The following is a 13341-nucleotide window of genomic DNA, read 5'->3' as shown; positions in this document are numbered from 1 at the left end:
TGGGTGGCGCGGATCGCCTGGCACAGGTTGGTCTTGCGCGACAGGCAGAACTTGCACTGGCGGCATTCCGGCGTGTACAGCGGAATCACGTGGTCCCCAGGCTTGAGCGAAGTCACGCCCGGCCCGACATCGGTGACGATGCCTGCGCCTTCATGGCCGAGGATCGCCGGGAAGATGCCTTCGGGATCGGCGCCGGAGAGGGTGTAGTAATCGGTATGGCAGATGCCGGTGGCCTTCACTTCCACCAGCACTTCCCCGGCGCGCGGGCCGTCCAGGTCCACGTCTTCGATGGTCAGCGGGGCGCCGGCTTTCCAGGCGATGGCGGCTTTGGTCTTCATGGGGTCCTCCGGGGTCAGGAATGTCCTGGGCGATGCTTCAGCGCCCGAGGCATGACTATACGGCCATCCACCGGCCCGCCGCCAGCGCATCGGACCGTCAATTACCGAAAAGGAGGTATTCAGTCCTGCCTTCCGTTGCCGTAAGATCCGTCGGTTGCACCGACGCGGCTGCGCGGCAATTGCCATGATGAATTGCCCCTGGCCTGGCCTCCACCCCAGAACAAGAGCATGACAGTCAATCCGTCCCGCCCCCGCCGCCATCCCCGTTTGCTTGCCGGCGTCATTGCCGTCCACCTGTCCGTGTGTGCCACCGCCGTACTGGCTAAGCCCGAAGCCGCCCCCGCTGCGGCCTTAGCCGCCGCGGCTGGCCCCGCGGCGGACCCGGCGGCGCAGAGCCTGATCGCCGAGCTGCAGCAGCGCATCGAGGAAAGCACGGTCAAGGAGCTGCGTGCCAGCGTCGACGGCGACTACGGCACGGCGCTGCTGCTGGCCGACGACAAGGTGCTGTGCTATGTCGGCCTGATGTACCAGAACAAGATCTGGCGCGTGCTGCGTTTCGATAATCTCGGCGCGGCCGATGCCGCCTACCGGCAGGTCAGCAAGCAGAGCGCCGCCCTGGCCAACGATGCCATCCGCCGGCAGGTGCTGGCCACGCAGATGCGCCAGTACGAGCGCGCAATCCAGGACGCCGAAGTCCGTGCGGAAGCGCTCAACGCCGATGTGCGCCTGATGCAGGCGCAGCGCCAGCGCATCGCGGAAGACCAGAAAACCTCGCGCGCCGACGTGCAGACCGCCGAGCTCGACAGCCGCGCCGCGCGCGCCCAGCTGGACAAGCTGCGCCGCGAGATCCACCGGATCGAGTCCTCGCTGGCGGATTCCGGCGAGATGCTGCCGGTCGCGAACAAGCCGAAGCGCTGAAGCAGTCGTCCCGTAGCGTGGGACAGGGCTAGTGTCATGACACTAGCGCGACGTCGTCGTCGCGCCTGCCGCTGCGGCGCGCCGGCTCGCTTCCCGTGGCGCCAGCTCGGTCTCGTGCCGCCGCCCCAGCCACCATCCCAGCGCCGCCCATGTCAGCGCCAGCCCGGCACCGGCCAGGGCTACCGTGGCCGGGTGGCCGGAAATCGCATCGATGGCGGTCTTGACCCACGCGCTGACTGCATCGCCGGCACGATAGACCGCGGTGTCGATCACGTTCTTGGCCTTGTACTTGGTCTCGGGGTCGACCACCGTGAACAGCATCTCGCGCCCGGGCCGCAGCAGCGCATACTCGCCCACGCGCCGCAGGATCATCACGCCGGCCAGCACGCCGAAGGTCGGCACCAGCGCCAGCACCACGAAGCCCGCCGTGACCGCCAGCGGCACCGCAGTCAGCAGCAGCGTGACGCCATAGCGCCGCGCCATGCGGCCGGTGAAGAACAGTTGAACCAGGATGGTCAGCGCCTGCACCGTGGCGTCGAGCGCGCTGAAGACCTGGGTTTGCCGCGTGCGCTCGGGGAAGGCCTCGGCCACCAGCCGTGCCTGCTCGAAATACAGGAAGGTGCTGGCAGTGGCCAGCAGGATCACGAACAGCCCGATGCCGAGCAGGTAGCGCGAGCGCAGCAATAACGCCAGTCCCGCCCACAGGCCGCCGCCGACCGGGTTGGCGGGGTCGCTGGCGGCGTCCGCGGGCACTTCATGGCCCGCGCCGGCGCGGCGGCGCCAGCCGAACAGCCAGCCCACGCCCGGCAGCGTCGCGGCGAGCAGCGCGGCGGACAACAGCATCAGCCCGGTCAGCCCGATCTGCGGCACCAGCCAGCCGCCCAGCACCGGCCCGGCCAGCCCGCCCGCGCTGGCGCCAGCGGCCAGCAGCGCGAACAGGCGCCGCGCCTGCTCTGGCCGGAACACGTCGGCCATCAGGCTCCACGCCACGGACACCACGAACAGGTTGAACACGGACAGCCACACGTAGAACACGCGCGCCAGCCAGACATCGTCTGGCCACGCGCGCGTGCCGAAGGCGAAGGCGAGCAGGTTGGCGATAAAGAACGCGTAGACCCACGGCACGAAGCGCCGCCGCGGCAGCCGCGCGCACACCGCGCCGTACAGCGGGATTGCCGCCAGCATGACGACGAAGGTCGCGGTGAACAGCCATTGCAGGTTCTTCACGCCGCCGGCGATGCCCATGGTCTCGCGCACCGGGCGCAGCATGAAATAGCTGGCGAACAGGCAGAAGAAGAACAGGAAGCCGGCCACCACCGCGCTGGCCTCGCCGGGGCGGATGCCGAAGCCGCGCCGCAGCCGTGCCAGGCCGCCGCCGGCGGGTGTTTCGCGATCGGGTTCGTCCATGCGGCCCGGGCGCGCGTCAGGCCAGCAGCGCGGCGATGCGCTCGCGCTGGCCCGGATCGGGCATGCGCCCCAGCCCGGCGCCGAGGTTATCGGCCATGTTGCGCGGTTTGGAGGTGGCGGGGATGGCAGCGGTCACCGCCGGATGGCTCACGATGAATTTCAGGAACAACTGGGCCCACGAGCCGCAGTCGATATCTCCGGCCCACGGCGGCAGCGGCCGGTCCCTGACCGTGCGGAACAGGCGGCCGTCCTGGAACGGGCGGTTGACCAGCACCGCCACGCCGCGCTCCTGGCACAGCGGCAGCAGCACGCGCTCGGCATTGCGCTCGGCCACCGAGTAGTTGACCTGGACGAAATCGATGCGCTCGTTGCGCACGATCCGCTCCAGCGCCTCGTGCGCGTCGTCGCGGTAGTGGGTGATGCCCAGGTAGCGGATGCGGCCTTGGCCCTTCAACTCCCGCAGAAAGCGCAGGTTGCCTTGCCAGTCGATCAGGTTGTGCACTTGCAGCAGGTCCACCTTGTCGACGTGCAGGTCTGCCAGCGAGCGTCCCCATTGCGCCTGCGCCGGGGCGCCGGACTGGGCCGAGATCTTGGTCGCGAGGAACACGCGCTGCCGGGCGTTGGCGGCGCGCAGCAGGTCGCCGGTCACTGCCTCGGCGCTGCCATAGCTGGGCGCGGTGTCGATGACCGAGCCTTCGGTGCGCAACAGCATCGCCATGACTTCGGCCAGCGGCTTGCGCTCGGCGGCTTCGCTGCTGACGTTGAAGGTGTCGGCGGTGCCCATGCCCACGACGGGCAGCGCCTCGGTGGTGCCGGGGATGTTGCGGCGCATGGGGACGGCAACGGTGGCCGCGCCGGCTGACAGGGTGGCGGCGGTGGCGGTCAGCCCGGCGGCCAGGGCCAGGAATGAGCGGCGGTCGATTGGCATGGAAGCGGTTGGAAGCGGTTGGAGGCGGGTCACACACTGGTTGACCTTAGGCGCTGGCCGGAACCTTGTAAACCGCTGCTTCAGTGCGCTATCCGGCACGCCGCGCAGTGCGGGCACCGCCGCGCGCACCCGGCGGACGGGTGCGCGGTACGGCTTTCGCGCCTCAGACCACCGTGGCCAGGCCCAGCGTCAGCAGCAATGCCACCACCGAGATGATGGTCTCGCACACCGACCAGGTCTGGAAGGTCTGGGTCACGGTCATGTTGAAGTACTCCTTGACCAGCCAGAAGCCGCCGTCGTTCACGTGCGACAGGATCAGCGAGCCCGCGCCGGTAGTGAGCACCAGCAGCTCGGGGCGGGTGCCCGGAACGCTGGCGGCGATCGGGGCGACGATGCCGGCGGCGGTGGTCATGGCGACCGTGGCCGAGCCGGTGGCAATGCGGATCATCACCGCGACCAGCCAGCCCAGCACCAGCACCGACACTTGCGCGCTGGTGGCGACATCGACGATGGCGGTGGAGATCCCCGAGTCGCGCAGGATGCGGCCGAAGCCGCCGCCGGCGCCAACCACCAGCGTGATGATCGCGGTGGGCGCAACGCACTCGTTGGTGAACTTCAGGATGGTTTCGCGGTTGAAGCCGCGCGCCTTGCCGAAGGTGTAGAAGCTCACCAGCGCGGCGATCAGCAGCGCCATCACCGAGTTGCCGATCAGCTTGAGAAAGTCGTTGGCAAAGGTCTTGGGCGTGGTGAAGACGTCGGCCCAGCTGCCGATCAGCATCAGGAACACGGGCAGCAGGATGGTGAACACCGTGATGCCGAAGCCCGGCAATTCGTGCGATTCCTTGACGCGTTCATCCTCTTCGGTGAACTGGTCGGCCAGCGGGTTGACCTCGGGCAGCTTGACGTAGCGGTCCATCAGCTTTGCAAACAGCGGTCCGGCGATGGCCGCCGTGGGAATGCCCACGATCAGCGCGTACATGATGGTCTTGCCAATGTCCGCGCCGTACGCGGTCACAGCCAGCAGCGCGGCCGGATGCGGCGGGATCAGGCCGTGCACCACCGACAGGCCGGCCACCATCGGGATGCCGACCACTACCATCGACGTGCCGGTGCGCTTGGCCACGTTGAAGGCGATCGGCACCAGCAGCACGAAGCCGACCTCGAAGAACACCGGCAGGCCGACGATAAAGGCGATGGTCGCCATGGCCCAGTGCACGTTCTTCGCGCCGAAGAAATCGATCAGCGTGTTGGCGATGCGTTCGGCACCCCCAGACTCGGCCATCATCTTTCCGAGCATGGTGCCCAGGCCCACCACCAGCGCGATATGGCCGAGGGTGCCGCCGACACCGGCTTCGAATGACTTGACGATCTCGCCCATCGGCATGCCCACGGCAAAGCCGAGCAGCACCGAGACGACGACCAGGGTAATGAAGGGGTTGAGCTTGTAGCGCGCGATCAGCACCACCAGTGCGATCACGGCGATCAGCGCATACACCAAGAGCGTGGTTCCGGTGACGGCACCCATATTGTCTCCTTGCGTGGAAAAAAATGGCCGCTTGTGTGCGGCAGCAGAGGTTCTAGGCTTGTTGCTTTCTCCCCTCGCCCGCTTGCGGGAGAGGGGTTGGGGGAGAGGGCGGGCGCGTGACAAGCACCGTGGCGGCTCACTTCGTGGTGACGCCGTCCCTCTCCCCCGGCCCCTCTCCCGCGCGCGGGAGAGGGGAGCAAGCAGTCAGGAATGAGTCAATCAAGCAAGCAGGCAGCAGGCTCAGGCCGCCGGCTTCTTGTAGGCGATGCAGTCCACTTCGACCTTGCAGTCCACCACCATGCTCGATTGCACGCAGGCGCGCGCCGGCGGGTTGGCGCCAAAGTATTCCTTGAAGATCTTGTTGAACGAGGCGAAGTCGCGCGCATCGTCCAGCCACACGCCGCAACGGACCACGTGCTCAGGGCCGTAGCCGGCCTCGGCCAGGATCGCCAGCACGTTCTTGATGGCCTGGTGGGTCTGCGGCACGATGCCGCCGCCGATCAGCTCGCCGCCGACCATCGGCACCTGGCCGGAAACGTAGAGCCAGCCGTCGGCCGCTACTGCGCGCGCAAAGGGCATGTGCGCGCCACCCTGGCCGGTGCCGCCTTCCACGCCGAATCGTTTGATGTCCATGGGTACTCCTCAGAAGAAGGTTTCAAATGCTCGTCGTCCCCGCGCAGGCGGGGGAGCCAGCGACTTTCAAAGACGCTGGAGCCCACGTGCCCTTTGGGTATGCGCGGAAATGACAGTAGTGGATGGAGAGGTTTATCCGTCCGTGCCGCGCGCCAGGAAGCGTCCTGCCCGAATCCCGGTCGACTGCCGCTGCTGCCACGACAGCTCGCCGTTGACCCAGACCGCGGCAATGCCTTCGGCGGGCTGCATCGGATCGGTGAAGCTGGCGGCGTCGCGGATGGTGGCGGCGTCGAACAGCACCAGGTCGGCCCAGTAGCCTTCGCGCACGAAGCCGCGGCCATGCAGGCCGAAGCGCTCGGCCGACAGGCCGGTCATCTTGTTCACGGCGACAGTGAGCGGAAACAGCTCGCGGTCGCGCGCATAGTGGCCCAGTACGCGGGGGAACGCGCCCCACAGGCGCGGATGCGGCAGCGGGTCGTTAGGCAAGCCGTCCGAGCCGACCACCGTGGCGGGGTGGCTCAGGATGCGGTCGACATCGGCATCTTCCATGCAGTGGTAGACCGCGCCGGCGGGCATCAGCCGGCGCGCCGCTTCGTGCAGGTCGACCTGCCATTCGGCGGCGATATCGGCCAGCAGTCGGCCGCCCATCTCGGGCGCGCCTTCGGACCACGTCACCATGATGTCGAAGTCGCTGGTGACCTGCTTCAGGTCCAGCGTCGACGAACTGGCGGTATAGGGATAGCAGTCGCAGCCGACCTGCTGCCAGCGCTGCGCGCCGTCGAGGGCATCGAGCACTTCGGTGCTGCGGCCCCAGTTGTCCACGCCCGCGCACTTCAGGTGCGAGATCACCACCGGCACGCGTGCATGACGGCCGATGCGGAAGGCTTCGTCCATGGCGTCGAGAATCTCGGCAAACTCGCTGCGCAGGTGCGTGGCGTAGAGCGCGCCGGCGCGGGCCAGCGGCTCGGCCAGCGCCAGCACTTCTTCGGTCGGCGCGTTGAAGGCATTGGCGTAGGCGAGTCCGGTGGACAGGCCCAGCGCGCCGTGCTGCAGCGATTCTTCCAACTGCGCGCGCATGGCCGCGATTTCCGCGGGCGTGGCCGCGCGGTCGAGCCGGTCCATATGGTTGCTGCGCAGCGCGGTATGGCCCACCAGCGCGGCGACGTTGATCGCGGGCTGGGCGGCATCGACGGCGTCGACGTAGGCCTTGAAGCTGGGAAAGCGGAACGCGTCGGCATGGCCGAGCAGGTTCATCGGGTCGGGTGGCTCGCCGGAGAGCGTCACCGGCGCGGCGCTGATGCCGCAGTTGCCGACGATCACGGTGGTCACGCCCTGCGACAGCTTGGGCGTCATCTCGGGCTGGCGCACGACGTTGGTATCGTCGTGCGTATGCACGTCGATAAAGCCCGGTGCCAGCACCAGGCCGTGGCCTTCGACCACGTGCGCGGCGGCATCGGGATCGATCGCGCCGCCTTCATCGATGCGGGCTATGCGGCCGTCGCGCAGCGCCACGTCGGCCAGGCGCGCGGCGGCGCCGGAGCCATCGATCAGCGTGACGAGTCGGATCAGGGTATCGAACAGGTGTGGCATGGTCAGTCTCCCAGAGGCTGGCGGCTGTCAGGGCCCAGGCCGGGGCCCGCCTCGCCGCGGTGGCTGTCCAGCACGTACTTGAGCCGGCGCAGCCGCTCCTTGCTCTGGTCCTGCTGCAGCAGCGCGCACTGGGTGGCCAGCACGTCCAGCACCATCAGCATCGCGTAGCGCGACGCCGACGGCTTGAAAATGAAATCCGTCTCCAGCGTGCGCACAGGCAGCAGCACGTCGGCGCGCGCGGCCAGCGGCGAGCCCAGTGCAGTCACCGCGACCAGCTTCGCGCCGTATTCACGTGCGATCTCGCAGCTGGCCAGCATCTCCGGCACGCGCCCGCTGGCGGAGAACGCCAGCACCACGTCGTCGCGGCTCAGCGTGGCCGCCACCATCTTCTGCAGCAGCCCGTCCTGGTAGCTGGCCACCGGCTGGCCCAGCCGCGCCAGGCGGTGGCGCGCCTCGTCGGCCATGAACGACGAGCCGCCGCCCATGCCAAAAGCGTAGACCATGCGTGCGCCCAGCAACAGGCGCGCGGCGTCTTCGATACGCTGCGCGTCCATCAGGCCGCGGTTGACTTCGAGCGCGGTCAGGATGTCGGCATGGATGCTGTCGGCGAGCGTCGCCGGGGCTTCGGCGGCCGCATCGGCGCCGCCGGGTTGCAGGAAACGCGCGCCCACTGCGGTGGCCTGTGCCAGCCGCAGCTTCAGGTCGCGCACGTCGCGGCAGCCGATGGCCTTGGCGAATCGGGTCACGCTGGCCTCGCTGACGCCGGCTTTGCGCGCCAGTTCGTTGATGCTCGCGGCGGCGGCGCCGGCCAGGTCTTCCAGCACCACCTGCGCCACCTTCTGCTCGGCCAGGCGCAGCGCGGGGCCCCGCTCGGCGATGCGGGTCAGGATGTCGAAGGGCGCGGTCATGGTTGGGTGGCTGGGCGGGGCCGGCAGGCGAAGTGGCGAAAGCGGCAGATGCTGTCCGCAGGGGCTATAACAGTGACTGGCGCGCCCTTGCGCGCTGCCTCTGAGGTCCTGCGTGCTGACATCGTGTTACTTTATAACAGGGATGAAATATCTTATTTTCAGGGCTATCATTACGTCAATCAGATTTTTTCAGGGTGATGACAAGGATGCGTGAAATAAAGTATCAGGCCGGCGTGATCGATCCGCTCAACAAGGCGCTCGGGCGCCTGGAAGCCCCGCTGGCCCCGGACGCCGCCCATACCGGCTGGAGCCTGCTGCAGGAAGAACTGAGCCTGCCGGCCGCGGTGCTTTACGAAGACCGGCTTGCGCACAACCTGGAATGGATGCGCCGCTTCATGGGCGAGTACGGCGTGCAGCTTGCGCCGCACGGCAAGACCACCATGGCGCCCAAGCTGTTCGCGCGCCAGCTCGGCGCCGGCGCCTGGGGCATCACGCTGGCGACCGCGCACCAGACCGCCGCGGCCCATGCGCACGGCGTCAAGCGCGTGCTGATGGCCAACCAGCTGGTGGGCCGCCGCAACATGGAAATCATTGCGGACCTGCTGCGCGACGATCCGGCCTTCGAGTTCTTCGCGCTGGTGGATTCCGCCGCGCTGGTCGACCAGCTTGGCAAGTTCTTCCAGGAGCGCGGGCAGACGCTGCAGGTGCTGCTGGAACTGGGCGTGGCGGGTGGGCGCACCGGCGTGCGCGACGACACGCAGCAACAGGCAGTGCTCGACGCGCTGGCGCGCTGGCCGCAGGCATTGTCGCTGGCGGGCGTCGAGATCTATGAAGGCGTGCTGAAGGAAGAGGCCGATATCCACGCCTTCCTGCAGCGCACCGTGGCCGTGACGCGGCAACTGGCGCAGCAGGGCCGCTTCGGCCGCAGCCCGGTGGTGATGTCGGGCGCGGGCTCGGCCTGGTATGACGTGGTGGCCGAGGAATTCGCGCGCACCGACATCGGCACGCCCATCGACATCGTGCTGCGCCCCGGCTGCTACCTGACCCATGACGTGGGCATCTACCGCGCCGCGCAGCAGCGCATCCTGGCCAGCAACCCGGTCGCGCAGAAAATGCGCGAGGGCTTGCTGCCCGCGCTGCAGCTGTGGGCCTACGTGCAGTCGATCCCCGAGCCGGACCGCGTCATCATCGGCATGGGCAAGCGCGACGCTGCCTTCGATGCCGGCATGCCGATCCCCGCGCGGCTGTACCGCCCGGGCAGCGAGGCGCCGGTCGACGTGCCCGCGCACTGGGAAGTGACCGGCATGATGGACCAGCACGCCTACCTGGAGGTCAAGCCGGGCGACGACATCCAGGTCGGCGACATGATCGCCTTCGATATCTCGCACCCGTGCCTGACCTTCGACAAGTGGCGCCATATCCCGGTGCTGGATCGCGACCTGCGCGTGATCGACATCGTGCAAACCTTCTTCTGAGGCGGGCCGCCCCATGAGCATCGATATCCTTGCCTACGGCGAGCCGCTGGTGGAGTTCAACCAGCAGCCCGACGATCCCGACCGCTACCTGCAGGGCTTTGGCGGCGACACCTCCAACTTCTGCATCGCCGCGGCACGGCAGGGCGCGAGCACCGGCTTTATCAGCGCGGTGGGCGCCGATACCTTCGGCGAGCGCCTGCGCGCGCTGTGGACGCAGGAACGGGTCGATACCCGCTATGTGCACGTCGACCCGTCCGCGCCGACCGGCGTCTATTTTGTCTCGCACGACAATCACGGCCACCGCTTCGACTACCTGCGCGAAGGCTCCGCCGCCAGCCGCTACCAGCATGAGCAACTGCCGCTGGGCGCGATCGCCGCGGCGCGCTATTTGCACCTGTCGGGCATCAGCCTTGCCATCAGCACCAGCGCCTGCGATGCCGGCCTGGCGGCGATGGAGCATGCCCGCAAGGCCGGCACCAAGGTCACGCTCGACACCAACCTGCGCCTGCGGCTGTGGTCGCTGGCGCGCGCGCGCGGCATCATGCGCGAAGCGTTCGCACTGACCGACGTGTGCCTGCCCAGCTGGGACGACATCACCGTGCTGACGGGGCTGGACGACCGCGATGCCGTCGTCGATTACCTGCTCGGCTGCGGCATCGGCCTGGTGGCGCTGAAGCTGGGCGAGGAGGGCGCTTACGTTGCCACGCCCGAGTCGCGCACGCTGGTGGCGCCGTATCCGGTCAAGCCGATCGATGCCACCGGTGCCGGCGATTGCTTCGGCGGCAGCTTCGTCGCGCGCCTGGCGGCGGGCGCCGACGCGTTCGAGGCCGCGCGCTATGCCAACGTGGCCGCGGCGCTGTCCACCACCGGCTATGGCGCGGTGGCGCCGATCCCCGATGCGCAGACCGTGATGGCCCGGCTGGCCGAATCGGTCTCGGTGATCGGCGGGTAATCGTGCGTTCAAGCGGCGCTTGATCTGCGATTTTTCGGCGATTTTTCAGCGAGTCATCGGCAACTGAGCCGACCGCATTCCCTGACTTTGCTTTCCTGAACCCTTCACCCCGAGACAGACATGCAAAACCAGACTTCCCCGCTGCTCCCCCTGCTGGCCGACGTGCCGGTGATCCCCGTGCTGGAATTCCAGTCGGTCGACGAAGCCCTGCACGTGAGCGAGGCGCTGGTCACCGGCGGCCTGCCGCTGCTGGAGATCACGCTGCGCACGCCGGTCGCGCTGGAAGCCATCAGGGCCGTGGCCGCTGCGCTGCCTCAGGCGTGCGTGGGCGCGGGCACGGTCCTGACCGTCGAGCAGCTGCGTGCCGTGCGCGACGCCGGCGCGCAGTTTGCCGTGTCGCCCGGCCTGACCCCGTCGCTGGCGGAGGGCGCGCAGGGCGCGGGGATCTCGCTGTTGCCTGGGGTGGCCACGGCCAGCGAGGCCATGCTGGCGCTGGAAGCCGGCTTCACTTTCCTGAAGTTCTTCCCGGCGCAGGCGGCCGGCGGGGTGCCGATGCTCAAGTCGCTGGGCGGACCGCTGCCGCAGTTGCGCTTCTGCCCGACCGGCGGCATCGATGCCGCGCTGGCGCCGACCTACCTGGCCTTGCCCAACGTGGTGTGCGTGGGCGGATCGTGGGTGGTGCCGAAGGACGCGGTGGCCGGCAAGGACTGGGGCCGCATCCGTTCGCTGGCCGAGCAGGCACGCGCGCTGCGCAGCAAGGGCTGAGCGCGCCGTCCGACGGCGTAAATCAAGTTAGAACGAAGCATGCAATGCAAAACGGCACGCCGTGCGGCGTGCCGTTCTTGGTTGCGGACGCGGCCAGGCCGCATCGTTGCGCGGTTTGGCGGTCCGGCTTACTTGTGCCGGTCCGCCGAGCTTTCCAGCTTCTGGCCGCCGCGCTGAATGTCTTGTCCGAGTCCTGCCATCGTGTTGCAGCCAGCCAACAGGGTGGCAAACAGAACGCACCAGATCCAACCTTTCTTCACGCCGGGCTCCTTTCCATTCGGTTGAGGGTTTGATCCCGATTTTACCGCCGCTGTCAGCGCGGTTGATATCTGGTATGTGCCAATTTGTAAATCGTGCAATCGGTGCAACAGTTGCCGGTGGCGCGGTCCGGTTTGACCGGTTCAGCTGGCTGGCGCCAGCAGCTCGCGAGCGCGCTGCTGGATTGCGGCGTGAGTCTGCATCAGCCAGGCCGCCGGAAAAGGTTGCGCCAGCAGGTAGCCTTGCACGCTGTGGCAGCCCCAGGCGCGTACCGCCTCCAGTTGCTGCCGGTTTTCCACGCCCTTGGCGCAAACCGCCGCGCCGGCGCGGCGCGCCATGGCGCAGGCGCCATGCAGCCGCTCGGCCAGGTCCGGACTGCCGCCGCGCGCGCCGCCATGGCCCAGCCGGCGTACATCGAGCGAGACGCTGTCGGGCCGCAGTGCTTTCAGGGCAAGCCGGTTGGCGGGGCTGTCGTCAAAATCGCCCAGCGTCAGCTGGACCCCCAGGCGGCGCAAGTCCGCAAAGCGATGGAGGACGCCGGCGTCCTGGGGCACCGCGCTGCCAGGCAGTTCGATGCACAGGCGCTCCGCGGCGATGCCGCCTTCGATGGCCTGCGCCAGGGCATCGACCATCGGCGGGCGGTGCAGCTGCCCGCTTGGGACCAGCAGGGTAAATTGCAGCGGCGCAAGCGCTTCGGCGCTTCGCACCAGCGGCAGTACGCTGTCGAGCATCCATACGCCGATGCGTCCGACCAGCCCGAGCGTATCCACCAGCGGCAGGAAGTCTTGCGGCGCCACCCGACCCAGCACGGGGCTGTGCCAGCGCAGGCGCACGGTATAGCCGCTGACACGGGCGCCGGCAAAGTTGGCGCGCGGCTGCAGTTGCAGGCTCAGTTCGCCGCGTTCCAGCGCCTCGGGCAGGGCGGCCAGCAGCGGCGCGGTGAGCGGGGCGGCGGGCTTGTCGGCGCGCGCGAGGCCGTCGCCGCCCTGGCGGACGACGCGCAGCATGGCATCGAAGGCCTGCTGCACGCTGCGCTCGGCGGGGATGTCAGGGTGGTCGGTAGCCACGCCGATGCTGCTGGAGATAAACAGCTCGAAGCCGTCCAGCAGGAACGGACGGGACAGGTCGGCGGCAATGCGCTTGGCAATCGGCGCTGCATCCGTGCTGCCGGCCGGCAGTGCCGTGACGACGCCCAGGTCAGACACGGCCACCCAGTGCATGACCGCTCCCTGCGGCAGCAGCGCTGCAATGCGGGTCTGCACCAACGCCTGCAGGCGGGCGGCTCGGCGCGGGCCAAGGGTCTCGCACGCGCTGGCAAATCGGTCGAGCCGGACCGCCAGCACGGCGGCCGGCGGCGCGCCGATGGCGCGTCGCGCGGCCAGCGCGGACAGCAGTCCGGCTGGCCGCGCCGGGACGTTGCCATCGGTCGGCGCTTGTGAGCCGTCCGATGGCGTCCCGCCGGGATCGTCGGCGTCTGGATGCATGAATCGTGTTGCGGGCGGCGGCCGTGCTCACGGCGCTGTCCCGCATCTCCCCGTTGTCAGTGTTCTACGTCTGGCAGGACCGCTGGCGCGGGCCGGCTGCTCTCGTCAGGCGTGACTGCGCACGCCTGCTGCAGCCGCAACGGGCTGCAAGGCCAGATCA

General features: G+C 68.6%; 13 protein-coding genes. 4 read left to right on the top strand and 9 right to left on the bottom strand.

Annotated elements, in window-relative coordinates; translation table 11 throughout:
* Window positions 1-338, bottom strand: a 338-nt coding sequence (locus ACIP1U_RS29530) for an alcohol dehydrogenase catalytic domain-containing protein (protein WP_400322661.1), incomplete at its 3' end; no start/stop codon positions are given.
* 228 nt (window positions 339-566) lie between these two features.
* Between ACIP1U_RS29530 and ACIP1U_RS29525 the strand changes: the two genes are divergently transcribed.
* On the top strand, window positions 567-1256 hold the full coding sequence (locus tag ACIP1U_RS29525; protein WP_400322659.1) for a DUF2968 domain-containing protein: 690 nt from the start codon (window positions 567-569) through the stop codon (window positions 1254-1256).
* 42 nt (window positions 1257-1298) lie between these two features.
* Here the strand turns inward: ACIP1U_RS29525 and ACIP1U_RS29520 are convergent, their stop codons facing one another.
* From ACIP1U_RS29520 to ACIP1U_RS29495, 6 genes are all read right to left on the bottom strand, one after another.
* Complete coding sequence (locus ACIP1U_RS29520) at window positions 1299-2663, bottom strand: NTP/NDP exchange transporter (RefSeq protein WP_400322658.1); 1365 nt, start codon at window positions 2661-2663, stop codon at window positions 1299-1301.
* 16 nt (window positions 2664-2679) lie between these two features.
* Window positions 2680-3591, bottom strand: a complete 912-nt coding sequence (locus ACIP1U_RS29515; RefSeq protein ID WP_400322656.1) for an aldo/keto reductase — start codon at window positions 3589-3591, stop codon at window positions 2680-2682.
* A 163-nt stretch (window positions 3592-3754) separates the two neighbouring features.
* Window positions 3755-5116, bottom strand: coding sequence for a GntP family permease (locus tag ACIP1U_RS29510; protein ID WP_400322654.1), 1362 nt, complete (start codon window positions 5114-5116; stop codon window positions 3755-3757).
* Window positions 5117-5356: 240 nt separating this feature from the next.
* Window positions 5357-5749 (bottom strand): RidA family protein, encoded by a 393-nt coding sequence (locus ACIP1U_RS29505; protein WP_400322652.1) that lies wholly within the window; start codon window positions 5747-5749, stop codon window positions 5357-5359.
* A gap of 132 nt (window positions 5750-5881) precedes the next feature.
* Window positions 5882-7339 carry an amidohydrolase family protein gene (locus ACIP1U_RS29500; RefSeq protein WP_400322650.1) on the bottom strand — a complete coding sequence of 486 codons (1458 nt, stop codon included), beginning with the start codon at window positions 7337-7339 and terminating at the stop codon, window positions 5882-5884.
* A 2-nt stretch (window positions 7340-7341) separates the two neighbouring features.
* Window positions 7342-8247 carry a MurR/RpiR family transcriptional regulator gene (locus ACIP1U_RS29495; protein ID WP_400322648.1) on the bottom strand — a complete coding sequence of 302 codons (906 nt, stop codon included), beginning with the start codon at window positions 8245-8247 and terminating at the stop codon, window positions 7342-7344.
* A gap of 206 nt (window positions 8248-8453) precedes the next feature.
* On the opposite strand from ACIP1U_RS29495, the gene ACIP1U_RS29490 reads away from it, so the two are divergent.
* The 3 genes from ACIP1U_RS29490 to ACIP1U_RS29480 all read left to right on the top strand — a co-directional run bounded on the left by ACIP1U_RS29490 (window position 8454) and on the right by ACIP1U_RS29480 (window position 11439).
* On the top strand, window positions 8454-9722 hold the full coding sequence (locus ACIP1U_RS29490) for an amino acid deaminase (RefSeq protein ID WP_400322647.1): 1269 nt from the start codon (window positions 8454-8456) through the stop codon (window positions 9720-9722).
* Window positions 9723-9735: 13 nt separating this feature from the next.
* The gene (locus ACIP1U_RS29485; RefSeq protein ID WP_400322645.1) at window positions 9736-10674 is read left to right on the top strand and encodes a sugar kinase; all 939 of its coding nucleotides are present in this window, start codon (window positions 9736-9738) and stop codon (window positions 10672-10674) included.
* 120 nt (window positions 10675-10794) lie between these two features.
* Entirely contained in the window at window positions 10795-11439 is a 645-nt protein-coding gene (locus tag ACIP1U_RS29480; RefSeq protein WP_400322643.1) for a bifunctional 4-hydroxy-2-oxoglutarate aldolase/2-dehydro-3-deoxy-phosphogluconate aldolase, read from the top strand.
* A gap of 128 nt (window positions 11440-11567) precedes the next feature.
* On the opposite strand, the gene ACIP1U_RS29475 is transcribed toward ACIP1U_RS29480, so the two are convergent.
* Together ACIP1U_RS29475 and ACIP1U_RS29470 are read right to left on the bottom strand one after the other, a co-directional pair.
* Window positions 11568-11699: an entericidin A/B family lipoprotein gene (locus tag ACIP1U_RS29475; RefSeq protein ID WP_010814145.1), complete on the bottom strand. Its 132-nt coding sequence runs from the start codon at window positions 11697-11699 to the stop codon at window positions 11568-11570.
* A 141-nt stretch (window positions 11700-11840) separates the two neighbouring features.
* Window positions 11841-13181, bottom strand: a complete 1341-nt coding sequence (locus ACIP1U_RS29470) for a GGDEF domain-containing protein (RefSeq protein WP_400322641.1) — start codon at window positions 13179-13181, stop codon at window positions 11841-11843.
* Window positions 13182-13341: the final 160 nt, after the last annotated feature.

Origin of the sequence: Cupriavidus sp. NPDC089707 (assembly GCF_044748965.1) — a bacterium.
Lineage (GTDB): Bacteria > Pseudomonadota > Gammaproteobacteria > Burkholderiales > Burkholderiaceae > Cupriavidus.
Note: the sequence above shows the minus strand (reverse complement) of the source record. Positions and strands in the feature narration are given on the sequence as shown.